Source organism: Stenotrophomonas sp. YJH_SMC_10, assembly GCF_059371555.1.
Map to the genome: position 1 here is coordinate 17,879 of NZ_JCAFUS010000004.1, position 24,518 is coordinate 42,396.

Consider the following 24,518-nt stretch of genomic DNA (forward strand, 5'->3'; position numbering starts at 1 on the left):
ACCGTAATCGCACATCCATCTTGATGAAGCGATATACTGATCCGCACCCGCCGCCGCCGCCCGTGCCATGACTGCCATCAGCTTCGAGTTCTATCCGCCCAAGACCGACGAACAGCGCAGCCAGCTGGACCGCGCCGCGGCCAGGCTGAAGGACTACAGCCCCGAGTACGTGTCCTGTACCTTCGGTGCCGGTGGCTCGACCCTCAGCTACACCTCCGAGACCGTGCGCCACCTCAACCAGCACCACGGCTTCGAGGCGGCACCGCATCTGTCCTGCGTCGGCGGCACCCGCCAGGAAATCCGCGAACTGCTCAAGCTGTACCGCGCCATCGGCTGCCATCGCCTGGTCGCGCTGCGTGGCGACCTGCCCTCCGGCATGGGCTTCCCCGGCGACATGCGCTATGCCGCCGAGCTGATCGAGTTCATCCGCGCCGAGCACGGCGATGCCTTCCGCATCGAGGTCGGCGCCTACCCGGAGACCCACCCACAGGCCTCCGATGCACTGGCCGACCTGAAGCACTTCAAGGCCAAGATCGATGCCGGCGCCGACGCGGCGATCACCCAGTATTTCTACAACCCGGATGCGTATTTCCATTTCGTCGATGCCGTGCGCCGGCTCGGCGTGCAGGTGCCGATCACGCCCGGCATCATGCCGATCGCCAACTTCAGCCAGCTGCGCCGCTTTTCCGAACAGTGCGGTGCGGAAATTCCGCGCTGGATCAGCCGCAAGATGCAGGCCTATGGCGATGACGCCGAATCGGTGCGCGCGTTCGGTACCGAAGTGGTGGCCAGGCTGTGCCAACGCCTGGTCGAGGGCGGCGCGCCGGGCCTGCACTTCTACACCTTGAACCTGGCCAAGCCGACCACGTCGGTGTTGAAGCTGCTGCACGGCTGAAAGCACGCCATCTGGCCACGATCGGCGCTACCCTGCGGCGATGAACCGGCTTTCCTTCCTGCTGTTGCTGCTGTCGTTGTGCTCGGCATCGAGCGTTGTCCATGCGCAGTCCACGCGCTTGAACCGCTGCACCGATGCGCAGGGCCAGAGCGTGTATACCGACCGGCCCTGCGACAGCGTCGGCGCCCGATCACGATTGCCACCGCCCGCGCCCGCCGGCAACACCCCGCCGCGCGATACCCTGGGTGCGCGCTGCCCGCGGCGGCTGAGCGAACTGGTGGAGGCGCTGCGTACCGGCATCGTCAGCAACGATGTGAACCGGCTGTCCTCCCTGTACCTGTGGGGCGCGGTTTCCGACGTGGGCGCACAGCGCATCCTCGGCCAGTTGGAATCGTTGGCGCGGCGGCCGCTGGTGGACGTGGTGCCGGTGTATCCGTCACAGGGGCTGGCGGCCTCGCAGGAGGACGGTCAGAGCGCTGCGGCGCAGGAATCCGACCCCGAGCCGCCGCCGGCGCGCCATCCGATCGGCCTGCGCCTGGAACAGACGCTGCCCGGCAGCGTGTCGCGCGCTTCGACCGTGCTGGGGTTGCGGCGGCAATACGGATGTTTCTGGATCACGTTGTGATCGGACGGGGCCGGATCCTTTCCAGCGGAAGGGCTCTGACCCCGGATCTCGGCCATGGGGTCAGAGCCCTGCCGCGCAGGGATCTGACCCCGCGTGCGCGGCGTTATGTTGGCCACAGCCCGCGGATGGCGGCGATCCCCTGCCCACCATGGCGGCGGGCTTCGGTGATGTGTCCCGCGGCCATGCCGCCCAGGGCGTAGATCGGCAGCGACACCTGCGCACGCAGTGCGGCGAAGGCCTCCCAGCCCAGCGGCGCTGCCCCGGGGTGGCTGGCGGTGGCCTGCACCGGGCCGAGCACTGCGAAGTCGCAGCCCAGCCGCTGCGCCGCCTGCAACTGGTCCAGGTCATGGCAGGACGCGGCGACCAGCTGCCCCTCCGGCAAGGGCCGTTCCTGCAGGTCATGCAGCTGCTCGCTGCCCAGATGCACCCCCACGCCCAGTGAGCGTGCCAGCGCGATATCGCGGTTGAGCAGCCACTGCACGCCGCGACGATGCGCGCGCACGGCCTGTTCGATCATCGCCTGCCGTTGCGGGTGTTCCGGCGGCAGCCGCAGCTGGATGCGCTGCTGGCCCGCCGCGACCGCGCGCTGCAGGCAGTCATGCCAGTGCTGCACGCCGCTGGCATCGTCGGCCGGTGCCGGGGTGATCAGGTAGCGGTCCGGTTGGCGCAAGGCGGCCACCACCGGCAGGTCGGCCGGCGGCATCGAGTAGCGGCCCAGCTTGTCCTGCGCCACCCAGGTGATCGCCTGGCCCTCGCGGCCACGCGGGGTGCCCTTCCAGCTGCGCACATGGCGCACCTCCAGGGTCAGGTGCTTGTCGGGGTAGCGCTGCGGCACGTCCATCAGCCACGGCCCGACATCGGCCTCGATGCCCAGCTCCTCGCGCAATTCACGCACCAGCGCCTGTTCGGAGGTCTCGCCGGATTCGCGCTTGCCGCCGGGGAATTCCCACAGGCCGGCCATGTCGCGGTTCTCGGTACGGCGGTTGAGCAGCACGCGGCCGCGGGCGTCGGTGATGACGGCAGCGACAACGTGGATCGATCGGGTGGGGGAAACCATGGGGGCAGCATGCCCAGAACAGGGCGACCAGCGCAATCACGAATCCGCGCCGGATTGCCCGCGCCAAAGCAGAAGGCCCCGCTTGCGCGGGGCCTTCCGGGGTCAGCTCAGCTGGCCGTGGCAGTGCTTGTACTTCTTGCCACTGCCGCACGGGCACGGATCATTGCGGCCGATCTTCGGCTCGTCGCGCTGCAGCGTGGCCACGCCCTGCTGGGCGGCTTCCACCTGCGCGGCTTCCTCGTCGGCGCTGTAACCGCCGGCATCCTGGTGCTGGAACTGCGACTGGCTCAGGCGGGCCTGCGCCTGCTGGCGCTCGGCCGCTTCCAGCGCCTGCACTTCCTCGTCGCTGCGGATGCGCACGCGGGCCAACAGGGTCACCACTTCGCGCTTGACGTTCTCCAGCATGTCCGAGAACAGCTCGAAGGCTTCCTTCTTGTATTCCTGCTTCGGCTGCTTCTGCGCGTAACCTCGCAGGTAGATGCCCTGGCGCAGGTAATCCATGCGTGCCAGGTGCTCCTTCCAGCTCTGGTCCAGCACGGTCAGCATCACGTGCTTCTCCAGCGCGCGCATGGTCTCTTCGCCCAGGCCGGCTTCCTTCTCGGCGAAGTGCTGGTTGACGCGCTCCTGGACCTTGGCGGCGATGGCCTCCGCGTCCAGTTCCTCATGCGCCTTGACCAGGTCGGTCAGCGACATCTGCAGGCCGAAGTCCGACTCCAGGGTCGCTTCCAGGCCACGCAGGTCCCACTGCTCGTCGATCGAGTTCGGCGGCACGAAGCGCGCCACGGTGTCGAAGATCACGTCGTCGCGGATGCCGTCGACGTTGGCCTTCACCGACTCGGCGTCCAGCAGCTCGTCGCGCTGGGCGTAGATCACCTTGCGCTGGTCGTTGTTGACATCGTCGAAGTCCAGCAGGTTCTTGCGGATGTCGAAGTTGTGGGCCTCGACCTTGCGCTGCGCCTTTTCGATCTGGCGGCTGACCAGGCGGTCCTCGATGACGTCGTCTTCCTTCATGCCCATCATGCGCATGGCCTTCTGCACCCAGTCGGAAGCGAAGATGCGCATCAGGTTGTCTTCCAGCGACAGGTAGAAGCGGGACGAACCCGGGTCACCCTGGCGGCCCGAACGGCCGCGCAGCTGGTTGTCGATACGACGCGATTCGTGGCGCTCGGTACCGACGATGTGCAGGCCGCCGGCCGCCTTCACTGCCTCGTGGCGCTTCTGCCATTCGGCCTTGACCGCCGCCTTCTGCTCGTCAGTCGCGTCCTCGCCCAGGGCGTGGATCTCGGCTTCCAGCGAACCGCCCAGCACGATGTCGGTACCGCGGCCGGCCATGTTGGTGGCGATGGTCACTGCGCCCGGACGGCCGGCGTTGGCGACGATGGTCGCTTCGCGGTCGTGCTGCTTGGCATTGAGCACCTCGTGCTTCACGCCCGCCTTGCTCAGGTGCTCGGACAGCATTTCCGAGGTTTCGATCGAGGTGGTACCCACCAGCACCGGCTGGCCGCGCTTGGCGCACTCTTCGATGTCGGCCAGCACCGCATTGAACTTGCCCTTGCGGTTGAGGAACACCTGGTCCGGGCTGTCCTTGCGGATGGTCGGGCGGTTGGTCGGGATCACCACCACTTCCAGGCCGTAGATGCTCTGGAACTCGAATGCTTCGGTATCGGCCGTACCGGTCATGCCGGACAGCTTCTTGTACATGCGGAACAGGTTCTGGAAGGTGATGCTCGCCAGCGTCTGGTTCTCGCGCTGCACCGGCACGCCTTCCTTCGCTTCCACCGCCTGGTGCAGGCCATCGGACCAGCGGCGGCCGGCCAGGGTGCGACCGGTGAACTCATCGACGATGACCACTTCGCCGTCGCGCACGATGTAGTCCACGTCACGCTGGTAGATCGCGTGCGCGCGCAGGGCGGCGTTGAGGTGGTGGACCACGGTCAGGTTCTGCGCCGCGTACAGGCCTTCGGTCTCGCCGTCGAGGATGCCGGCTTCCACCAGCAGCTGCTCGGCGTGCTCCATGCCCGCCTCGGACAGGTGCACCTGCTTGCCCTTCTCGTCGACCCAGAAATCGCCGTCGCCGTCTTCCGCTTCCTGCTTGACCAGGTGCGGCACGACGCGGTTGACGCGGATGTACAGCTCCGGGGAATCATCGGCCGGGCCGGAGATGATCAGCGGGGTACGCGCCTCGTCGATCAGGATGGAGTCGACTTCGTCGACGATGGCGTAGTGCAGGCCACGCTGGTAGCGATCGGCCTTGGACAGCGCCATGTTGTCGCGCAGGTAGTCGAAACCGAATTCGTTGTTGGTGCCGTAGGTGATGTCGGCCGCGTAGGCTTCGCGCTTGTCGCTGTGCGGCATGCCCGGGTACACCACGCCCACGCTCAGGCCCAGCCAGTTGTACAGCTTGCCCATCTGCGCGGCGTCGCGACGGGCTAGGTAGTCGTTCACGGTGACCACGTGCACGCCCTTGCCTTCCAGTGCATTGAGGTACACCGGCAGGGTCGCCACCAGGGTCTTGCCTTCACCGGTGCGCATTTCTGCGATCTTGCCCAGGTGAAGCACCATGCCGCCGATCAGCTGCACGTCGTAATGGCGCATGCCCAGCACGCGGCGGCCGGCTTCGCGGCAGACCGCGAACGCTTCCGGCAGCACCTTGTCCAGGGCTTCACCGCCAGCGATGCGCTGCTTGAACTCCGGCGTCTTGGCCTGAAGCTGCTCGTCGGACAGCTTCTCGATCTCCGGCTCCAGCGCATTGATCTTGGCGACGATGCGGTTGAGCTGGCGCAGCTGTCGTTCGTTACGACTGCCAAATACGCGGGTAAGCAGGCTGTTGATCATTGAAGGAACCGGGTTGGATGGACACGACGCCCGGCCTCCCCCTGGGGATCCGTCCGCCGCAAACGAAACAGGGCGCCTGGCGCCCTGTCGATGGCAACACCCATTGTAGCTTGGGACGGGCGCGAGGGGTTTCAACCCTTTGGCGGCAATGGCATCCGAACCTTGCCGGTAATGCCGGCCGCTGGCCGGGTACGCGATGCCGCCGCAGATCATGAGGTTGCCGGCCAGCGGCCGGCACTACCAGATCAACCGAATCCGGCCCGGGCATCAGCCGCGGCTGATGCGGCCGACCGGCGTGTTGCCGCCGTCGCCGAGGAACTTGCGCGGGTTGACCACGTTGCCGTTCTCCCACACCTCGAAGTGCACGTGGGCACCGGTCGAACGGCCGGTGGAACCGGCCTTGGCCACTTCCTGGCCGGCACGGACCAGGTCACCGGCCTTCACCACCAGGCGCGAATTGTGCGCGTAGCGGGTGACGTAGCCGTTACCGTGGTCGACATCGACGACATTGCCGTAGCCGCCCTTCACACCGGCGAAGCTGACCACGCCCTCGGCCACGGCCATCACCGGATCACCGACCTTGGCGTGGAAGTCCATGCCCTTGTGGGTGGCGGCGCCGCGGCCGAACGGGTCGGCGCGGGTGCCGAAACCGGAGGTCACGTAGCTGTTGCGGATCGGCATGCGCGAGGGCACGGCGTTCTGCTGCAGCTGGTGGTCGAACATCAGCGATTCCATCACCGACAACTGGCGGCCTGAAGCAGCGAAGCGCTGCTCCAGCACCTGTAAGTCGGCGTTGACGTCCTTGACCGGGATGTCGCTGGTCGGGCCGCCGGCGTCGCCATCACCGAGGCCGGGGGTCTCGTTGAAGTCGAACTCGCCATCTTCCAGCTTGCCCATCTGGGTCAGCCGTTCGCCAAGGGCGTTCAGGCGGGTGGCCTGCGCCTGCAGCTCGCCGAGGCGGGCGGCCAGCGCGTTGACCTGGGTCTGCGCATCGCGCTTGACCTTGGCCAGCTCCGCATCCTGGCGCTCGACCTTGGCCTGCAGGCGCGAATCATTCAGCGCACTGGCGCCAATGCCGCCGGCAAGGCCGATAATGCAGCCTACCCCGAGCACGCTGCCCAGCAGGGCGCGGGGGCGGTCCTCGAAATAGAACCGCAAACGCGTGATCGGCGACACCTTGGCCTGTCCTTCACGCGTTTTGATTACGATCTTTTTGAATGCCATCAGTGAGTTTTCATGTCTGAGCCGAAATCCAGCGTTCGCCCCGCGTCAGTGCCGAAACCGGCGCTGGATGCGGTAATGGCGGACAAAAGCGGGAACCCGCTGCGTCGGGCCTTGTGGCTCGACGCGCTGGACCGGCAGTTGCGCCCCCAGTTGCCGCCACCTCTGCGCAGCCGCTGCCGGCTGGCCAATGTGGACGGGGAACACCTCGTTTTTCTCGTCGAATCGCCGGTCTGGCATGCCAAGTTGCGGCTTGCCGAAGCCCAGTTGCTCGACGCGGCCCGTTCCATCGGGCTGAAGGCCACCAGGGTGACCATCAAGACTGCGTCCACCACTCCCTCACGCTCCCCAGCGATCGACAACCGGAATGGCCCCCACGCAGTTTCAGCCGCCACGCACAAAGGGCTACGCGACGCCTTGGCTTGCCTGCAGGACGTTCCCTCGAAGCCGAAGAAGCGGTCCTGATGGCAACGGAGCATCCGGCTCCGCTCCCCGTCGCGCGTGTCACCACGGCGTGAAACATTTCGGGGGCCGGGTCGCATCCTAGCGGCCATCCGGGGGCCTGTCGTTAGATTGGAGTTAAAACTTCGTTAAATTCAGGCTTCCGATCCAACAGGTTCACAAAACCGTGATCTCGAACCGGGCTTGACACGATCCAAGCGCGCTGAATACGTCGACGATGCCAGAAACAACAACGCCGCCCGGAAAGGCGGCGTTTTTATCTTTAAATTCAACGATCTACGGAATCAGGCGTAGGCCGGGGTGGCGTATTCAACCGGATCCGGGGTGGCCGGCGAGTCGAAGGTGACCCATTCCCAGGCGCTGGCGTCGGCCATCAGGGCCCGCACCAGCTTGTTGTTGAGCGCATGGCCGGACTTGAAGCCCTCATAGGCGCCCAGCACCTGGCCACCGGCCAGGTAGAGGTCGCCGATTGCGTCAAGAATCTTGTGGCGCACGAATTCGTCCGCATAGCGCAGGCCGTCTTCGTTGAGTACGCGGAACTCGTCCAGCACGATGGCGTTGTCCATCGAACCGCCCAGGCCCAGGTTGCGCTCGCGCATGTATTCCAGGTCGCGCATGAAACCGAAGGTGCGCGCCCGGGAGATTTCCTTGGTGTAGGCCAGCGTCGAGAACTCGATTTCCTGGCGCGACTGCTTGGCCGGGATCATCGGGTGGTCGAACTGGATGGTGAAGCCCAGCTTGTAGCCCTCGTACGGGGTGAAGCGGGCCACCTTGTCGCCCTCGGTCACTTCCACGGTCTTGAGCACGCGGATGAAGCGCTTGGGCGCATCCTGTTCGACGATGCCTGCCGACTGCAGCAGGAACACGAACGGGCCGGCCGAACCGTCCATGATCGGCAGCTCGGCCGAGGACAGTTCGACGATGATGTTGTCCACACCCAGGCCGGCCAGCGCCGACATCAGGTGTTCGACGGTCTGGATCTTGGCGTCGTTGCAGGTCAGGCCGGTGCACAGGGTCACTTCGGTGACCAGTTCGGCCTTGGCCGGCACCTCCACCACCGGGTCCAGGTCCACGCGGCGGAACACGATGCCATGGTTGACCGGTGCCGGGCGCAGGGTCATGTAGACCTTGTCACCACTGTGCAGGCCAACGCCGGTGGCGCGGATCGTGTTCTTGAGGGTGCGTTGCTGGATCATGGGGGATGGACCGGAAGTGACACATTAGATTAACACGCGCACTCCCCTACCCTGGCTGAAACGCCAGTGGCAGCCACCGGCAGGACCCACCGGCACGCCGCTGGAAAGCGCGTGAAGCAGGGCGGCCGGGCCCATCCTGGCCCGGCGCCCGCATTTTCAGGACATGGTGGCGCAACCCGGGGAGGACAACCCCGGGCCGCCCCGCTTAGTCCGCCTGGCGGCGCAGGAAGGCCGGGATGTCCAGGTAATCGTTCGGCAGTTCCGCCGCCGCCGGGGCCGATGCGGCCGGGGCAGACGGTGCGGACGCCGCCGCGGTGTCGCTGCTGGCACGACGCAGGCCCATGCCCATGCCCATCCCGCCGACGGCCTTGGACACGGCGTCGCCGCCGTTGTCGAAGTCGCCGAACTCCGGCTGGCCGGTCGTGGCATTGCGGACCAGCTTGATCGGTGCGCGCTCGCCCGGACGCTGGGTCTTGCTGGCCGAAACGCGGTTCAGGCCGGTGGCGACCACGGTCACGCGCACTTCGTCCTGCATGTCCGGATCGAGCACGGTGCCGACCACCACGGTGGCGTCTTCCGAAGCGAAGCCATCGATGGTGCGGCCGATCTCGTCGAACTCGGCCATGGTGAAGTCGGCGCCGGCGGTGATGTTGACCAGGATGCCGTTGGCACCGGCCAGGTTCACATCGTCCAGCAGCGGGTTCTGGATCGCGGCTTCGGCAGCGGCCTGGGCACGGTCATCGCCACGGGCGGTGCCGGTACCCATCATCGCCAGGCCCATTTCGGACATGACGGTGCGCACGTCGGCGAAGTCGACGTTGATCAGGCCCGGACGCACGATCAGGTCGGCGATGCCCTGCACGGCGCCCTGCAGCACGTCGTTGGCGGCACGGAAGGCCTGGATCATGGTCGCGTTGCGACCCAGCACGGTGATCAGCTTCTCGTTCGGGATGGTGATCAGCGAGTCGCAGTGCTGGCTCAGTTCCTCGATGCCCTTCAGCGCCACCTGCATGCGGCGACGGCCTTCGAACGGGAACGGCTTGGTGACCACGGCCACGGTCAGGATGCCCATTTCCTTGGCCAGCTGTGCCACCACCGGCGCAGCGCCGGTGCCGGTGCCGCCACCCATGCCGGCGGTGATGAACACCATGTCCGCGCCCTGCAGCGCGTCCATGATGCGCTCACGGTCTTCCAGCGCGGCCTGGCGGCCGACTTCCGGGTTCGCGCCTGCGCCCAGGCCCTTGGTCACGTTGGTACCCAGCTGCAGCTGCAGCTTGGCACCGCAATTCTTGATGGCCTGCGAGTCGGTGTTGGCGGTGATGAATTCCACGCCATCCACCGCCGAGTTGACCATGTGCGCCACGGCGTTGCCGCCGCCACCGCCCACGCCAACCACCTTGATCACCGCATTGGGTGCCATCTTTTCGATCAGTTCAAAATGCGCCATGTCCGTGTCCTCGTTGTATCCGCTTGTCGGTGGCATGGACGGTCGGGCCTCCTGCCTTCGCGTGTCATGTTGCCGTTGCGGCTGTGTGGGTTGTGTAGTGCGTTGCTGCGTTGTGATGCGGGTACTGCGGGTGTTGCACCGGGGTGACCCGGGTGTTGCGGGTTCCGCGTCAGAACTCGCCGCGGAACCAGGTCTTGAGTTTCTTGAACATGCTTCCAGCGCGCCCGGTCGGCAGCGACGGCCGCCGCGGGTGCTCGATCTGGCTGCCCATCAGCAGCAGGCCCACGCCGGTGGCGTGCACCGGGTTGCCGACCACTTCGCCCAGGCCGGTGACGTGCTGCGGGATGCCCACGCGCACCGGCATCTGCAGCATTTCCTCGGCCAGTTCGACCACGCCTTCCATCTTCGACGCGCCCCCGGTCAGCACCATGCCGGCGCGCACCAGTTCCTCGAAGCCGGAGCGGCGCAGTTCAGCCTGCACCATCTCGAAGATCTCCTCGTAACGGCCCTGCACGGCCTGCGCCAGCGAGTGGCGCGGCATGCGGCGCGGCGGACGATCACCCACCGACGGCACCTGGATGCTCTCCTCGGCGGTGGCCAGCTGGGCCAGGGCGCAGGCATAGCGCACCTTGATCTGCTCGGCTTCCGGGGTCGGCGTGCGCAGCATGTGCGCGATGTCGTTGGTCACGTGGTCGCCGGCGATCGGCAGCGAGGCCGTGTGGCAGATCGCGCCCTGCACGAACACGGCGATGTCGGTGGTGCCGGCGCCCATGTCGACCAGCACCACGCCCAGCTCGCGCTCGTCGGCGGTCAGCACCGCCACGCTGGAGGCCAGCGAGGACAGCACCAGGTCATCCACCTGCAGGCCGCAGCGCTGCACGCACTTGCTGATGTTGGCCGCGGCCGACTGCGCGCACACCACCAGGTGCGCATGCACCTCCAGGCGTACGCCGGTCATGCCCACCGGATTGCGGATGCCTTCCTGCGAATCGTCCAGCACGTACTCGCGCGGGATTGCGTGCAGGATCTTCTGGTCGGCCGGGATCGCCACCGCCTTGGCCGCATCGAGCACGCGATCCAGGTCGCCCCAGGTCACTTCGCCGTCGCGGATCGGCACGATGCCCGGCGAGTTCTTGCACTGCACGTGGTTGCCGGAGATCGAGGCGTACACCGAACGGATCTCGCAGCCGGCCATCAGCTCGGCTTCTTCCACCGCACGCTGGATCGACTGCACGGTCGATTCGATGTCCACCACCACGCCACGCTTCAGCCCGCGCGATTCGTGCGAGCCGATGCCGATCACTTCGATCGGGTTGCCCGGCGAATACTCGCCCACCAGCGCCACCACCTTGGAGGTGCCGATGTCCAGGCCAACGATCAGCGATTTGTCACCCTTGCGATTCATGTCCTTTCCTGCGTGCTTCTGGCCGGGGTCGCCGGCGTTTTCGCCGGCGTGGCCGGGGTACCCCAGCTCAGCGTGAAACCATTGGTGTAGCGGAGATCGGCGCGCTCGATCGGCACGTCCTGACGGTTGAGCTGCGGCAGCACCTTGACGAAGCGCTGCATGCGCGAGCGCGCGTCGTCACGGCCGACCACCACTTCGGTGCCATTGCTCAGCACCAGCGACCAGCTGCCGCGCGCATCCATCGTCACCCGGCGCACATCGACGCCGGCCGGTGCGAACAATGCACGTGCGTCGCTGTACAGCTTCATCACTTCTCCGGTCTGGCTGTCCGGGCCATCCAGTTCGGGCAACGCCAGGTCGGACAGCTTCTTCGGCGTGGGGAACAGCTTGCCCTGCTCGGACACCAGGCGGTCGGTGCCCCAGCGTGCGAACGGCTTGTGCTCGACCAGGGTCACTTCCAGCACGTCAGGCCACTGCTTGCGTACCTGGGCACTCTCCACCCAGGGCAGCTTTTCCAGGGCATCCTGCGCATCCTGCAGCTTGACCGCGAAGAACCCGGCGCGCGCATACGGCAGCAGCACCTGCTGCAGCTGCTCGGCCGGTACCCGCTTGAACTCGCCATGCACGCGCAGCTTCGCCAGCGGCCAGCGCTCGGCGCCGACCCAGCCATTGACCACGGCCACCACCGGCAGTGCAACCACCGACAGCGCCAACAGCCAGACGAAGATGCGCAGTAGCGCGTTCATGCGTGCGCGGCCTCCAGGGTCTGTTCCAGCACGCGCCACACCAGTTCCTCGAAACCGATGCCGGCCTGGCGCGCCGCCTTGGGTACCAGCGAATGGCTGGTCATGCCCGGCGCGGTGTTCACTTCCAGCAGGAAGAAACGGCCGCTGGCACGGTCGCGCATCACGTCCACGCGGCCCCAGCCACGGCAGCCGGCGGCGCGGAACGCGACCAGCGCGATGCGCCGGATCTCGTCCTCGGCATCGCCTTCCAGGCCCGGGCACAGGTACTGGGTATCCTCGGCGATGTACTTGGCGTTGTAGTCGTACCACTGGCCCTTGGGCACGATGCGGATCGACGGCAGCGCGACGTCGCCGAGAATGGCCACGGTCAGTTCGTCGCCGACCACCATCTGTTCCATCAGCAGCTGGCCGTCGTAGCGCGCGGCCAGGGCCACGGCCTCATCCAGGCCCGCCTCGTCGGTGACCCGGCTGATGCCCACGCTGGAGCCTTCGTTGGCCGGCTTCACCACCACCGGCAGGCCCAGCTCGGCGGCCAGCGCATGTACGTTCGAGGCGTCGACCTTGCGGTACTGCGGGGTCGGCAAGCTCAGCGACAGCCACACCTGCTTGGTGCGGATCTTGTCCATGCTCAGCGCCGAGCCCAGCACGTCCGAGCCGGTATACGGCACGCCGAAGGCGTCCATCAGGCCCTGCACGATGCCGTCCTCACCGCCACCGTTGTGGCCGTGCAGGATGTTGAAGACGCGGTCGATGCCACCGGCGGCCAGCGCGCTGGCCAGCGCCGGGATGCCATCCACCGCGAACGCATCGACGCCGCGCGACTGCAGGGCTTCGAGCACGTTGCGGCCCGAGTCCAGCGACACCTCGCGTTCACTGGAGCTGCCGCCGAGCAGCACGGCGACGCGGCCGAACACGGCCGGGTCGGTCACGCGCAGCGGCGGGAAGGTCAGCGTACTCACGCCTGGCCCTCCCCCTTGAAGCCTTCCACTGCGATGTGGGTAGCCACGGCACCGATGTCGCCGGCCCCCATCATCAGCAGCAGGTCACCGTCCTGCAGCACGTCCGGCAGCACGCTGGCCAGCTCGGCGGCCTTGCCCACCACCACCGGCTCGCTGCGGCCGCGCGCGCGGATGGCGCGGGCCAGCGCATGCGAGTCGGCACCGGCAATGGGTTCCTCACCGGCCGGATAGACCTCGCTCAGCACCAGCGCGTCGACGCTGGACAGCACCGCGGCGAACTTGTCGAACTGGTCGCGGGTACGGCTGTAGCGGTGCGGCTGGAAGGCCACCACCAAGCGCTTGTCGGTCCAGCCCCCGCGGGCGGCGGCGAACACTGCCTCCAGCTCGCTCGGGTGATGGCCGTAGTCGTCGATGATGCGCACCTTCGCACCGCTGGCGGTGGTCACTTCGCCCAGGTCGTTGAAGCGGCGGCCGACACCGGCGAAGCCTTCCAGCGCGCGCGCGATCGCGTCCGGGGCAACGCCGAGCTGCCAGCCCACCGCCGCGGCGGCCAGCGCGTTGAGCACGTTGTGCCTGCCCGGCAGCGCCAGCACCACTTCCTGGCTGGTGCCCTGCGGCAAGCGCAGCGTGAAGCGCATGCGCGAGCCTTCCTGCACCACGTTCTCGGCGCGCACGTCGGCCTGCGGGCTCATGCCGTAGCTCATCACGTGGCGCGGGGTCTTGGCAGCCAATGCCGCCACTTCCGGATCATCGATGCACAGCACCGCCAGGCCGTAGAACGGCAGGCGCTGCAGGAACTCGGCGAACGCCGCCTGCACGCGGGCGAAATCGTTGCCGTAGTTCTCCAGATGATCCGCATCAATGTTGGTGATGATCGACATCAACGGGTTCAGGCGCAGGAAGCTGCCATCGCTTTCGTCGGCCTCGGCCACCAGCCACTGCCCGCCACCCAGCTTGGCGTTGGCACCGGCGGCCAGCAGCTGGCCACCGATCACGAATGTCGGGTCCAGGCCACCTTCGCTCAGCACCGCAGCGGTCAGGCTGGTGGTGGTGGTCTTGCCATGGGTACCGGCCACGGCGATGCCGCGGCGGAAGCGCATCAGCTCGGCCAGCATCGCCGCACGCGGCATGATCGGAATGCGCTGGCTGCGCGCTTCCATCAGCTCCGGGTTGTCCTCGCGGATGGCGCTGGAGACCACCACGCAGTCGGTGCCCAGCACATTGGCGGCGGAGTGGCCGCGCATGATGCGCGCACCCAGGCTGGCCAGGCGGCGGGTCGCCACGTTGTCAGCGTTGTCCGAGCCGGACACTTCGTAGCCCAGCGTCAGCATCACTTCGGCGATGCCGCTCATGCCGGTGCCACCGATGCCGACGAAGTGCACGCGCGGGAACGCGCGCACCAGGTCGTTGGTGTCGTGCAGGCGACGGATCATGCGCGGCCTCGCGCAGGGCAGGCGCGGTGGCATGCCTTCTTCATACAGCTTCCTCGAGAATGATATCGGCGATGCGCTCGGCGGCATCGACCTTGGCCAGGGCACGCGCGGCTTGCGCCATCTGCATGCGGCGGGCGGGATTTTCGGACAGATCGCGCAGCAGTGCGGCGATGCCGTCGGCCAGCGTTCCGTCCTGCTTCAGCAATACCGCCGCGCCGCGCTCGACCAGGTACTCCGCGTTGCGGGTCTGGTGATCGTCGACGGCAGCGGGGAATGGCACCAGCACGCTGCCGACACCGACCGCGCACAGCTCGGCCAGGGTGGACGCGCCGGCGCGGCAGACGACCAGGTCAGCCCAGGCGAAGGCCTCGGCCATGTCCGCGATGAACGGGGTGATCTCAGCCTGCACGCCGGCCTTGGCATACGCTTCGACCGCTTCGGCATGCATCTTCTCGCCGCTCTGGTGGCGCACCTGCACCGGCACGTCGGCGCCCAGCGCGGCGATGGCCTGGGGCACGCCGGTGTTGAGTGCACGCGCGCCCTGGCTGCCCCCGACCACCAGCACGCGCAGCGGGCCGTGACGGTCGGCGAAGCGCTGCTCCGGCGGCGCAATGGCGGCGATTTCCGCACGCACCGGGTTGCCGACGAATTCCTCGCGCTGGGCAAAGGTGCCCGGGAAACCGGTCAGCAGGCGGCGCGCATAACGCGACAGGATGCGGTTGGTCAGGCCCGGCGCACGGTTCTGCTCATGCACGATCAGCGGCAGGCCATGCAGGCGCGTGGCCATGCCGCCGGGACCGGAGGCGAAGCCACCGAAGGCGACCACCGCGCGCGGCTGGCGCTTGCGGATGATCAGCCCGGCCGCGCGCAGTGCACGCATCAGCCGCCACGGTGCCGCCAGCAGGGCCAGCTTGCCCTTGCCGCGCAGGCCGGTGATGGCCAGCGTATCGATGGCAATGTCGTGCTGCGGCACCAGGCGCGTTTCCATCGCGCCTTCGGCACCCATCCAGGTCACCGGCACGCCACGCCCGCGCAGCACGCGGGCCACGGCCAGGCCGGGGAAGATGTGGCCGCCGGTGCCGCCGGCGAGGATCATCACCGGACGCGCGCTATCGGTGGCCGCGCTCATGACAGCCTCCCGAAGGTCGGTTCGATGCGCGACTGCAGGCGGCTGGTGCCGCGCGCGGCGTTCGCTGCAGCAGGCGCGGGGGCGACCGGGGCGGCGCTCAGCGGCACGCCGGTGGCCATCGGTGCGGCCGGCGTGTCCACTGGCTCGGCCGCGGCGTCTTCGGCGCCACCGATGCGCACGGCCTGGCGGCGCTCGGCGCGCTTGAGTTCATACGACACGCGCAGCAGCAGGCCCATCGCCACGCAGGTCATCAGCACCGACGAACCGCCGGAGGAGATCAGCGGCAGGGTCAGGCCCTTGGTCGGCAGGATGCCCAGGTTCACGCCGATCGAGACGAAGGTCTGCATGCTGATCCACAGGCCGATGCCGAAGGCGATGTAGCCGGAGAAGTGGCGCTTCATTTCCACGCAGCGCATGCCCAGCCAGAAGGTGCGGCCGACCAGCAGCGCATACAGCGCCACGATCACGCAGGTGCCCAGGAAGCCGAATTCCTCGGCGGTGACCGAGAAGATGAAGTCGGTGTGCGCTTCCGGCAGGTAGTACAGCTTCTGCACGGAATTGCCCAGGCCGACGCCGGTCCATTCGCCACGGCCCACTGCCATCAGTGCGTTGGACAGCTGGTAGCCGTCGCCCTGCTGGTCGGCCCACGGGTCCAGGAAGGAGGTGATGCGGCGCATGCGGTACGGCTCGATGATCGCCAGTGCGCTCATGCCGACCAGGCCGATGATCACCGGCATCGACATGCGCGGCATGTTGACCCCGCCCAGCACCAGCATGCCGGCGGTGATCGCCAGCAGCAGGGTCGAGGAACCGAAGTCCGGCTGCAGCAGCAGCAGCACCACCAGCGCGCCGGCCACGCCCAGCGGCTTGAGCATCGCCGGCCAGGTCGCATTGACCTCGTCGCGGAAGCGCACCAGGTAGCTGGACAGCCAGACGATGTAGAGCACCTTCACCGCCTCGACCGTCTGGAACTTGGAAATGCCCAGGTTGATCCAGCGGCGTGCGCCGTTGACCGTGCTGCCCAGGCCCGGCGCGAACACCGCCAGCAGCAGCACGAAGCAGCCCAGCAGCAGCATCTGGTTGTACTGCTCGATCGACTTCAGCTCGGTGCGGGCGGCGATGACCGCCAGCACGATACCCACCGCCAGGAAGATCAGGTGGCGGTTGAGGTAATAGAACGGGCTGCTCATCAGCGCGATCGAGCTGGAGGCCACCATCACCACGCCGACACCGGTGAGCGCGATGATCGCGCCCAGCAGCCACTTGTCGTAGCTGCCTTCGATGGCTTCAAGGCGTGTTGCCTGGCGGGACAGGTCGTTCATCTCAGCGCACCTTCAACGTGGCCAGGCCGATCAGCACGAGCACGACGGAGATGATCCAGAAGCGCACGATCACGCGCGGCTCCGGCCAGCCCTTCAGTTCGAAATGGTGGTGGATCGGCGCCATGCGGAACACGCGCTTGCCGGTCAGCTTGAACGATGCGACCTGGATCATCACCGACAGCGTCTCGATGACGAACACGCCGCCCATGATCACCAGCACCAGCTCCTGGCGGGTGATCACCGCGATCGTGCCCAGCACCGCACCCAGCGCCAGTGCACCGATGTCGCCCATGAACACCATGGCCGGATAGGTGTTGAACCACAGGAAGCCCAGGCCCGCGCCGGCGATCGCCGCGCAGATGATGACCAGCTCGCCTGCGCCCGGAATCTGCGGGATCTGCAGGTAGTTGGCGAACACCACGTTGCCCGAGGCGTAGGCGAACACGCCCAGTGCGCAGGCCACCAGCACGGTGGGCATGATCGCCAGGCCGTCCAGGCCGTCGGTCAGGTTCACCGCGTTGGAGAAACCGACGATCCAGAAGTAGGCGATGGCCACGAAGCCGATGCCGGCCAGCGGCAGCGCGACCGACTTGAACATCGGGATGTAGAACGTCAGCGCCGCCGGCACGTCGGCCGTATAGAACAGGAACAGGCCCGCGGCCAGGCCGAAGATCGACTGCAGCAGGTACTTCCAGCGCGACTTCAGGCCGTTCGGGTCACGGCGGACGATCTTGATCCAGTCGTCATACCAGCCGATGGCGCCAAAGCACAGCATCACCGCCAGCACCAGCCACACGTAGCGGTTGCGCAGGTCGGCCCACATCAGTACCGACAGGGTGACGGTGAGCAGGATCAGCGAACCGCCCATGGTCGGCGTGCCGGCCTTGGAGAAATGGGTCTGCGGACCGTCCTTGCGGATCGGCTGGCCACCCTTGAACTGGGCAAGCTTGCGGATCATCGCCGGGCCGAGCCACAGCGACAGGAACAGGGCCGTCAGCGCGGCAAGGATGGCGCGGAACGTCTGGTAGTTGAACAGCCCGAACAGGCTCTCCAACTGCTGCAACCATCGAGCCAGTTCATACAACATGCGGGGATTCCTCTCCTTGCGCCAGCAGCGCTTTGACAATCGTGTCCATGGCGCTGCCACGGGACCCCTTGACCAGGCAGCGCACGCCGGCGTGCAGCTCGTCCTTCAGCGCCTGCGACAGCGCGTCATGGGTGGCGAAATGACGGCCACCGTCGCCGAAGGCGGCAGCGGCGGCGGCGCTGAGCGGGCCCAGCGCATACAGGCGCTTGAGTCCGGCGGCGCGTGCGCGGAGGCCCGCCTGCGCATGCAGCGCTTCGGCATCCGGGCCCAGCTCGCGCATGTCGCCCAGCACCAGCCAACCCTCTTCCGGCGCGGCGGCCAGGGCATCGATGGCCGCTGCCAGCGAACCGGGATTGGCGTTGTAGCTGTCGTCCACCAGCACCGCGCCATTGCGCAGCTGATGGGCGATCTGGCGGCCCGGCACCGGCTGTGCCTCGGCCAGGCCTGCCGCGATGCGTGCCAGGTCGATGCCGGCGGCCAGCGCCAGGCTGGCGGCGGCCAGTGCATTGCTGACGTTGTGGCGGCCCGGCAGGCCCAGCACCACGCGGGCTTCGCCGGCCGGCGCGACCAGGGTGAACTGGCTGCCCTGCGCACCGGCGCGGATGTCGCGCGCGGTCACGTCTGCCGAATGCTCCAGGCCAAAGCGCAGCACGCGGCAGCGCGCCGGGGTGCCGACAAAATGCTGTTCGAACCAGCGGCCGTACGCATCGTCGGCATTGATCACCGCCACGCCATCGGCGGGCAGCGCGGCATAGATCGCGCCCTTGGTCACCGCCACGCCGAGCAGGCTGCCCATCCGCTCCAGGTGCGCCGGGGCGATGTTGTTGACCAGCGCGTAGCGCGGGCGGGCGATGTCGGTCAGGTAGGCGATGTCGCCCGGCTTGCCGGCACCCATCTCGTAGACGGCATAGTCGGCATCTTCCGGTGCATCGATCACCGCCAGCGGCAGGCCGATCTCGTTGTTGCGGTTGCCCGGATTGGCGTAGACCACCTTGTGCGCGTGCTGGGCCACCTGCTGCAGGATCGACAGCAGCAGGCTCTTCACGCTGGTCTTGCCGTTGCTGCCGGTGATCGCGAACACCTCGGTGCCACGGTCACGCTGCATGCCGGTGGCGATCCTGGCCAGTGCCAGTTCGCTGTCGGCCACCAGCACCTGCGGCAGTTCGATCGGCAGCAGGCGCTCGACCAGCAGCGCACTGGCACCGCGCGCCTGCGCGTCGGCTGCGAAGTCATGGCCGTCGAAACGCTCGCCGCGCAGCGCGACATACAGGCTGCCGGGGCCCAGGTTGCGGGTGTCATTGCTGACCGCATCGATGGCCACGTCGTCGCCATGGATCTCGCCGCCGGCCCAGTGTGCGATCAGCGAAAGCAGGGTGCGCTTCATGCGGCGCCCTCCCCGGCCTGTGCCTCTAGAACACCGGCCTTGGCCGCCAGTGCGGCCGCGGCCACTTCGGTGTCGTCGAAGTCATGGCGCACGCCATTCACTTCCTGGTACGGCTCGTGGCCCTTGCCAGCGATCAGGATGATGTCGCCGGCACCGGCGCGCTTCACCGCCAGGCCGATCGCGCGCGCGCGGCTGCGCTGCACGGTCACGGCATCGGCGTTCTGGAAGCCGGCCAGGATGTCGGCCACGATCACGTCGCCGTCTTCGCCACGCGGGTTGTCGTCGGTGACGATGACCTGGTTGGCCAGGCGCTCGGCGATCGCCGCCATCTGCGGGCGCTTGCCGGTATCGCGCTCGCCACCGCAGCCGAACACGCAGAACAGCGCGCCGTGCAGGTGGCCCTGCAGGCTGTCCAGCGCCTGCTCCAGCGCGTCCGGGGTATGTGCGTAGTCGACCACCACGGTCGGCAGGCCGTTCTCGCCGCCGAGGCGGTTCATGCGGCCACGGATCGGCTGCAGCGCCGACAGCACTTCGGCGATACGCGGCAGCGGCTGGCCCTGCGCGTGCAGGGTACCGGCCACGGCCAGCAGGTTGTCCACGTTGAAGCGGCCCAGCAGCGGCGACTGCACCGCAGCGCGCTGGCCGTCGATGACCAGTTCGAAGGCGATGCCACGACCGTCAAGCTGCAGCGCCCCGGCGCGCACGCTGGCGTCCTCGGTACCACGCGAGCTCAGCCCGATCGGCTGCACGCAGGCCGGCAGGCCCGCGAACAGCTGGCGGCCGAAGGCATCGTCCAGGTTGATCACCGCCGCCTTCAGGCCCGGGCGATGGAACAGCCGCGCCTTGGCCGCGCCGTAGCTGGCCATGTCGCCGTGGTAATCCAGATGGTCGCGGGTGAGGTTGGTGAACACCGCCACGTCGTAGTGCACGGCGTCCACGCGGCCCTGGTCGAGCGCATGCGAGCTGACTTCCATCGCCACCGCGCGCGCACCGGCGTCGCGCAGCTGGGCCAGCAACGCATGCATCTGCAGCACCAGCGGCGTGGTGAAGCCGGTCGGCTCGACGGCACCATAAAGTCCGGCGCCCAGCGTGCCGATACTGCCACTGGGCGTTCCGAGCAGGTGCCAGGCCTGGGCCAGCAGCTGCACGGTGGAGGTCTTGCCGTTGGTGCCGGTCACGCCGACCATCGCCATTGCCCGCGACGGTGCGCCATGGAACTGGTCGGCCATCGCGCCCATGCGCGCGCGCAGGCCCGGCACGGCGATCGCATCGGCCGGTGCCGGCAGATCGGCCGGTGCCGGCGGTTCGAACAGGATGGCACTGGCACCGGCAGCGCGCGCCTGCTCGACAAAGCCCAGGCCATGCGCGCCGAAACCGGCGATGGCGACGAAGGCGTTACCGGGGCGCACGGCACGGCTGTCCAGCACCAGGCCGGTCAGAACGGGATCATGACCCGCCAGGGCCACGTCCGGAAGCAACTGCGAAAGCAACATCGAAGGACTCATTGCGTGCCTCCCGTAGCGGGCGGCGTCTGGGCTTGCGCGCTCGGCAGCGCAGCGTCGAATTCAGCGGCGGCATCCACCGGCAGCGCGGTCTCGGCCGGCGGCGCAGGCAGGATCGAAGCCGAATGGCCGACCTTGCCGGACTGCTGTGCGGCCAGCCACGACTGCAGGTCGTCCAGCGGCACGTCCATCAGGCGCAGGGTGCCTTCCATCACGTTGTGGTAGACCGGCGCCGAGACCAGGCCGCCGTAGAACTTGCCGGCCTGCGGGTCGTTGATGACGATGACGGTGGCAAAGCGCGGGTTGGTGGCCGGCACCACGCCGGCGAACAGCGCGTTGTAATGGCCACGCTCGTAACCACCCGGGCCGGCCTTGCGCGCGGTACCGGTCTTGCCGGCCACGCGGTAGCCCAGCACGGCCGCCTGCTTGGCACCGCCCTGGGTGACCACCGTTTCCATCATCGCCACCACCTGCCGGGCGACGTTCTCGTCGATGATCTGCTGGCCCTCGTTGCGCTGGCCCTTGACGAAGGTCGGCGCGATCAACCTGCCGCCGTTGGCCAGCGCCGAATACGCCGTAGCGATCTGCAGCGGCGTCACCGACAGGCCGTAGCCGTAGGACATGGTGGTCTTGGTGGTGCCCGACCAGCGCGCCGGGCGCATCACCACGCCGGCCGATTCCCCCGGGAAACCACTGTGCGGCGCCGAGCCATAGCCGAAGCGGCGCACGCCGTCGTAGAAGGTCTGGTCCGGCATCTTCGCCGCAACCTTGGCCGCACCCACGTTCGAACTGCGGGTGATCACGCCGGTCACGTTGAGCACGCCGTTGTTGCGCGGCACGTCGCGGATGGTGAAGCGGCCCAGGGTCATGTAACCCGGGTTGGTGTCGATGATGGTGTCCTTGGTCACCGCCCCGGCCTGCAGCGCGGTGGCGATGGTCAGCGGCTTCATCGTCGAACCGGGCTCGACCAGGTCAGTCACCGCGCGGTTGCGGCGCGTATCGGGGATCGCGCCGGTCAGCGAGTTCGGGTTGTAGGTCGGCAGGTTGACCATGGCCAGGATCTCGCCGGTGGTCACGTCCATGATCACCATCGAACCGCCGGCCGCCTTGTTGGCCACCAGCGCGTTGCGCAGTTCCTTGAAGGCCAGGTACTGGATGCGGCGGTCGATGCTGAGCGTCAGGTCCTTGCCCGGCTCGGCGGCGCGCAGCAGATCGCTTTCGACGGTCTCGCCCTTGCGGTTGCGGATCACCCGCTTCGCACCGGGCTTGCCGCGCAGCCATTCGTCGAACGCCAGTTCCAGGCCTTCCTGGCCGCGGTCGTCGATATTGGTGAAGCCCAGCACGTGCGCCATCGCCTCACCCTGCGGGTAGAAGCGGCGAAACTCGCGCTGCGCCGCCACGCCCGGGATCTTCAGCGCGACCACCTTCTCTGCCTCGTCCGGATTGATCCGGCGGCGCAGGTACATGAATTCCTTGTCCGACTTCTGCGACAGACGGCTGCTCAGCTCATCCACCGACATGCCGACCGCCTGGGCCAGCTCCGGGATGCGCTCGGGCGAACGCAGCAGGTCCTGCGGGTTGACCCAGATCGAGGCGACCGGGGTGGACACCGCCAGCGGCTCGCCGTTGCGGTCGGTGATCATGCCGCGCGAGGTCTTGATCGGCAGCTCGCGCAGGTAGCGGGCCTCGCCCTGGCGCTGGTAGAAGTCGCTGTTGATGATCTGCACGTAGGCCGCGCGACCCACCAGCGACACCGAGCACAGGCCGAGCGCCAGCGCGACCCAGCGCAGGCGCTGGCGCAGGTTGAAGGCGTTGCGCGGGCGGTTGCGGCCGGTCTTGCTCATGGGCGCACCACCACGATGTCAGCCGCCTCGGGGAACTTCATGCCGAGCTTCTCGCGGGCGATGCGGTCCACGCGGTTGGCTTCGGCCAGGGTGGCCTGTTCCAGCTGCAGGCGGCCGAACTCAAGATTGATGTCATCGCGCTTGCGCTCGGCACGCGACAGTTCGATGAAGGTCTGCCGGTGGCGGTGGCGCACGAACACCACGCCGATCGCCGAGGCGACGGTGCAGGCCAGCAGGATGATCAGCAGCAGCCGGCTCATGCATCGGCCTCCCGCTTCTGTGCCACGCGCAGCACGGCGCTGCGGGCACGCGGGTTGGCGGCCAGCTCTTCGTCGGTGGCCTTGATGGCGCCGCCGATCAGGTCCAGCGTCGGCACGAACGCAACCGCCTCGGGCAGCCGGCGGTTGGCCGGCGGCGCCTTGGCCAGGCGGTTCATGTACTGCTTGACGATGCGGTCTTCCAGCGAGTGGAAGCTGATCACCGCCAGGCGGCCACCGGGCTTGAGCCGTTCCACCGCCGCATCGAGCCCGGCTTCCAGATCGGCCAGCTCGCGGTTGATGTGGATGCGGATGGCCTGGAAGCTGCGCGTGGCCGGGTGGATCTTGTCTTTCCCACGCGGCATCACCGAGGCGATCAGCTCGGCCAGTTCGGCGGTGCGGGAGAACGGCTGCTTCTCGCGGCGGGCCACGATGGCGCGGGCGATGCGCCGGCTCTGCCGCTCTTCGCCGTAGGTCCACAGCACATCAGCGATCTCGCGCTCTTCCACGCGGTTGATCCACTGCGCGGCGCTTTCACCGCTGTCCGGATCCATGCGCATGTCCAGCGGGCCGTCCTTGCCGAAGCTGAAGCCACGTTCGGCCACGTCCAGCTGCGGCGACGACACACCCAGGTCAAACAGCACGCCGTCCAGGCCTTCGGCCGTCGCATCCCACTGCAGCAGCTGGGCGAAGCTGCCACGGAAGATGGACACGCGCGGGTCCGGCGCGAAATCGCGCTCGGCAACGGCGATGGCTTCCGGATCCTTGTCCATGACCAGCAGGCGCCCCTCGGGACCGAGCTGGGTGAGCACGCCACGTGCATGACCGCCACGACCGAACGTGCCATCCAGATAACGTCCGTTTTCGATCACCCTCAGGCCTTCAAGGACCTGGGTGTACAGGACCGGCAGGTGCACCGCCGGCGACTGCGACACCGGAAGGTGACCGGCCTGCGCTTCTGGGCGCATCCGGGCACCCCGGCTCACAACTTCAGGTCGAGCAACCCATCACCCAGATCCTCGTCAGACAACGTCTGCTGGATCAGGGCCCGATGCGCCTGCTCGCTCCACAATTCGAACTTGTCGCCCATGCCGAGCAATACCGCCTTCTTCTCAATGCCCACCGCACCGCGGTGGCTGGCGGGGATGCTGATGCGACCGTTGCCGTCCAGTTCCAGATGGGCGGCCGAGCCGACCAGCTTCTGCTGCAACAGGCGCACGACGCGCTGGGTGTTGGGCTTGGACATCACATCGTCGCGGACCCGCTCCCATTCCGACTCTGCGTACAGCCACAGGCAGCCGGCTTCGAACGGGTTGTAGGTCAGCACGAGACGGTTGTTGCTGGCGCGCGCGACGAGGTCGCGGTAAGCGGTGGGAACCGCCATGCGCCCCTTGTCGTCAACTGTGATGGCCGTCTCGCCCTGGAACACGACGCCTGCACCTTGTCCTTCGCCCGGTGAAACATTGAACCACGAAAACCCACAAAACACCCGGATTTCCCTCTGATGCCCACCTTAGCAGCGGGCGGAGGGTTGTCAACAACTTTTCAGCAGGGAAATCGCCAGCCGCATCAATGGCTTGCAACAACCTTTAGAGAATTGTTCAAGGCTTATCCACAAGTTGCTGATCCGTCTCAATTTTTGAGATTGAACGGAAGTTCAGGGGCGTGGACAGGGCGTGAAACATCAGCCGCGCATTCATCCGGAGCGGGCC

At 67.5% G+C, this 24,518-nt stretch carries 20 protein-coding genes and 1 pseudogene; 3 read left to right on the top strand and 18 right to left on the bottom strand.

The window, feature by feature from the left end; translation table 11 throughout:
* Positions 1–67 precede the first annotated feature (67 nt).
* Both metF and AC5P9C_RS07580 read left to right on the top strand, forming a co-directional pair.
* Positions 68–895 carry a methylenetetrahydrofolate reductase [NAD(P)H] gene (metF, locus tag AC5P9C_RS07575; RefSeq protein ID WP_049468206.1) on the top strand — a complete coding sequence of 276 codons (828 nt, stop codon included), beginning with the start codon at positions 68–70 and terminating at the stop codon, positions 893–895.
* A 40-nt stretch (positions 896–935) separates the two neighbouring features.
* A complete protein-coding gene (locus AC5P9C_RS07580; RefSeq protein ID WP_130768482.1) occupies positions 936–1,520 on the top strand; it encodes a DUF4124 domain-containing protein in 585 nt (194 codons plus the stop codon).
* A gap of 103 nt (positions 1,521–1,623) precedes the next feature.
* On the opposite strand, the gene AC5P9C_RS07585 is transcribed toward AC5P9C_RS07580, so the two are convergent.
* The 3 genes from AC5P9C_RS07585 to AC5P9C_RS07595 form a co-directional block, all read right to left on the bottom strand.
* Entirely contained in the window at positions 1,624–2,577 is a 954-nt protein-coding gene (locus tag AC5P9C_RS07585) for a Nudix family hydrolase (RefSeq protein ID WP_164688291.1), read from the bottom strand.
* Between the two features lie 102 nt (positions 2,578–2,679).
* Entirely contained in the window at positions 2,680–5,412 is a 2,733-nt protein-coding gene (secA, locus tag AC5P9C_RS07590) for a preprotein translocase subunit SecA (protein ID WP_414615181.1), read from the bottom strand.
* Between the two features lie 267 nt (positions 5,413–5,679).
* A complete protein-coding gene (locus AC5P9C_RS07595; protein WP_495205128.1) occupies positions 5,680–6,636 on the bottom strand; it encodes a M23 family metallopeptidase in 957 nt (318 codons plus the stop codon).
* A 12-nt stretch (positions 6,637–6,648) separates the two neighbouring features.
* On the opposite strand from AC5P9C_RS07595, the gene AC5P9C_RS07600 reads away from it, so the two are divergent.
* Entirely contained in the window at positions 6,649–7,098 is a 450-nt protein-coding gene (locus AC5P9C_RS07600) for a DciA family protein (protein WP_032956682.1), read from the top strand.
* Positions 7,099–7,379: 281 nt separating this feature from the next.
* On the opposite strand, the gene lpxC is transcribed toward AC5P9C_RS07600, so the two are convergent.
* From lpxC to mraZ, 15 genes and pseudogenes are all read right to left on the bottom strand, one after another.
* Positions 7,380–8,291, bottom strand: coding sequence for a UDP-3-O-acyl-N-acetylglucosamine deacetylase (lpxC, locus tag AC5P9C_RS07605; protein WP_049468216.1), 912 nt, complete (start codon positions 8,289–8,291; stop codon positions 7,380–7,382).
* A 205-nt stretch (positions 8,292–8,496) separates the two neighbouring features.
* Positions 8,497–9,738 carry a cell division protein FtsZ gene (gene ftsZ, locus AC5P9C_RS07610; RefSeq protein ID WP_049468218.1) on the bottom strand — a complete coding sequence of 414 codons (1,242 nt, stop codon included), beginning with the start codon at positions 9,736–9,738 and terminating at the stop codon, positions 8,497–8,499.
* A gap of 169 nt (positions 9,739–9,907) precedes the next feature.
* Entirely contained in the window at positions 9,908–11,143 is a 1,236-nt protein-coding gene (ftsA, locus tag AC5P9C_RS07615) for a cell division protein FtsA (RefSeq protein ID WP_005408083.1), read from the bottom strand.
* Positions 11,144–11,211: 68 nt separating this feature from the next.
* Positions 11,212–11,889, bottom strand: a pseudogene (locus AC5P9C_RS07620) (cell division protein FtsQ/DivIB); the annotation flags it as partial.
* Positions 11,886–12,848 carry a D-alanine--D-alanine ligase gene (locus AC5P9C_RS07625; RefSeq protein WP_343542104.1) on the bottom strand — a complete coding sequence of 321 codons (963 nt, stop codon included), beginning with the start codon at positions 12,846–12,848 and terminating at the stop codon, positions 11,886–11,888. The pseudogene AC5P9C_RS07620 and the gene AC5P9C_RS07625, both read right to left, overlap by 4 nt.
* Entirely contained in the window at positions 12,845–14,281 is a 1,437-nt protein-coding gene (gene murC, locus AC5P9C_RS07630; protein WP_049468223.1) for a UDP-N-acetylmuramate--L-alanine ligase, read from the bottom strand. Before murC ends, AC5P9C_RS07625 begins: the two co-directional genes overlap by 4 nt.
* A gap of 40 nt (positions 14,282–14,321) precedes the next feature.
* Positions 14,322–15,410 carry an undecaprenyldiphospho-muramoylpentapeptide beta-N-acetylglucosaminyltransferase gene (gene murG / locus AC5P9C_RS07635; RefSeq protein WP_064237667.1) on the bottom strand — a complete coding sequence of 363 codons (1,089 nt, stop codon included), beginning with the start codon at positions 15,408–15,410 and terminating at the stop codon, positions 14,322–14,324.
* The gene (gene ftsW / locus AC5P9C_RS07640; protein WP_343542101.1) at positions 15,407–16,732 is read right to left on the bottom strand and encodes a putative lipid II flippase FtsW; all 1,326 of its coding nucleotides are present in this window, start codon (positions 16,730–16,732) and stop codon (positions 15,407–15,409) included. Before ftsW ends, murG begins: the two co-directional genes overlap by 4 nt.
* 1 nt (position 16,733) lies before the next feature.
* On the bottom strand, positions 16,734–17,819 hold the full coding sequence (gene mraY, locus AC5P9C_RS07645) for a phospho-N-acetylmuramoyl-pentapeptide-transferase (RefSeq protein ID WP_033834434.1): 1,086 nt from the start codon (positions 17,817–17,819) through the stop codon (positions 16,734–16,736).
* Positions 17,809–19,203, bottom strand: a complete 1,395-nt coding sequence (locus AC5P9C_RS07650) for a UDP-N-acetylmuramoyl-tripeptide--D-alanyl-D-alanine ligase (RefSeq protein ID WP_053462171.1) — start codon at positions 19,201–19,203, stop codon at positions 17,809–17,811. The genes mraY and AC5P9C_RS07650 overlap by 11 nt, the downstream gene beginning before the upstream one ends.
* Complete coding sequence (locus tag AC5P9C_RS07655) at positions 19,200–20,708, bottom strand: UDP-N-acetylmuramoyl-L-alanyl-D-glutamate--2,6-diaminopimelate ligase (RefSeq protein WP_343542097.1); 1,509 nt, start codon at positions 20,706–20,708, stop codon at positions 19,200–19,202. The genes AC5P9C_RS07650 and AC5P9C_RS07655 overlap by 4 nt, the downstream gene beginning before the upstream one ends.
* A complete protein-coding gene (locus tag AC5P9C_RS07660; RefSeq protein ID WP_049406060.1) occupies positions 20,705–22,549 on the bottom strand; it encodes a peptidoglycan D,D-transpeptidase FtsI family protein in 1,845 nt (614 codons plus the stop codon). The genes AC5P9C_RS07655 and AC5P9C_RS07660 overlap by 4 nt, the downstream gene beginning before the upstream one ends.
* On the bottom strand, positions 22,546–22,809 hold the full coding sequence (gene ftsL, locus AC5P9C_RS07665; protein WP_005415286.1) for a cell division protein FtsL: 264 nt from the start codon (positions 22,807–22,809) through the stop codon (positions 22,546–22,548). The genes AC5P9C_RS07660 and ftsL overlap by 4 nt, the downstream gene beginning before the upstream one ends.
* A complete protein-coding gene (rsmH, locus tag AC5P9C_RS07670) occupies positions 22,806–23,774 on the bottom strand; it encodes a 16S rRNA (cytosine(1402)-N(4))-methyltransferase RsmH (protein ID WP_049468237.1) in 969 nt (322 codons plus the stop codon). Before rsmH ends, ftsL begins: the two co-directional genes overlap by 4 nt.
* A 14-nt stretch (positions 23,775–23,788) precedes the next feature.
* A complete protein-coding gene (gene mraZ / locus AC5P9C_RS07675; protein WP_004143635.1) occupies positions 23,789–24,235 on the bottom strand; it encodes a division/cell wall cluster transcriptional repressor MraZ in 447 nt (148 codons plus the stop codon).
* Between the last annotated feature and the right edge of the window lie 283 nt (positions 24,236–24,518).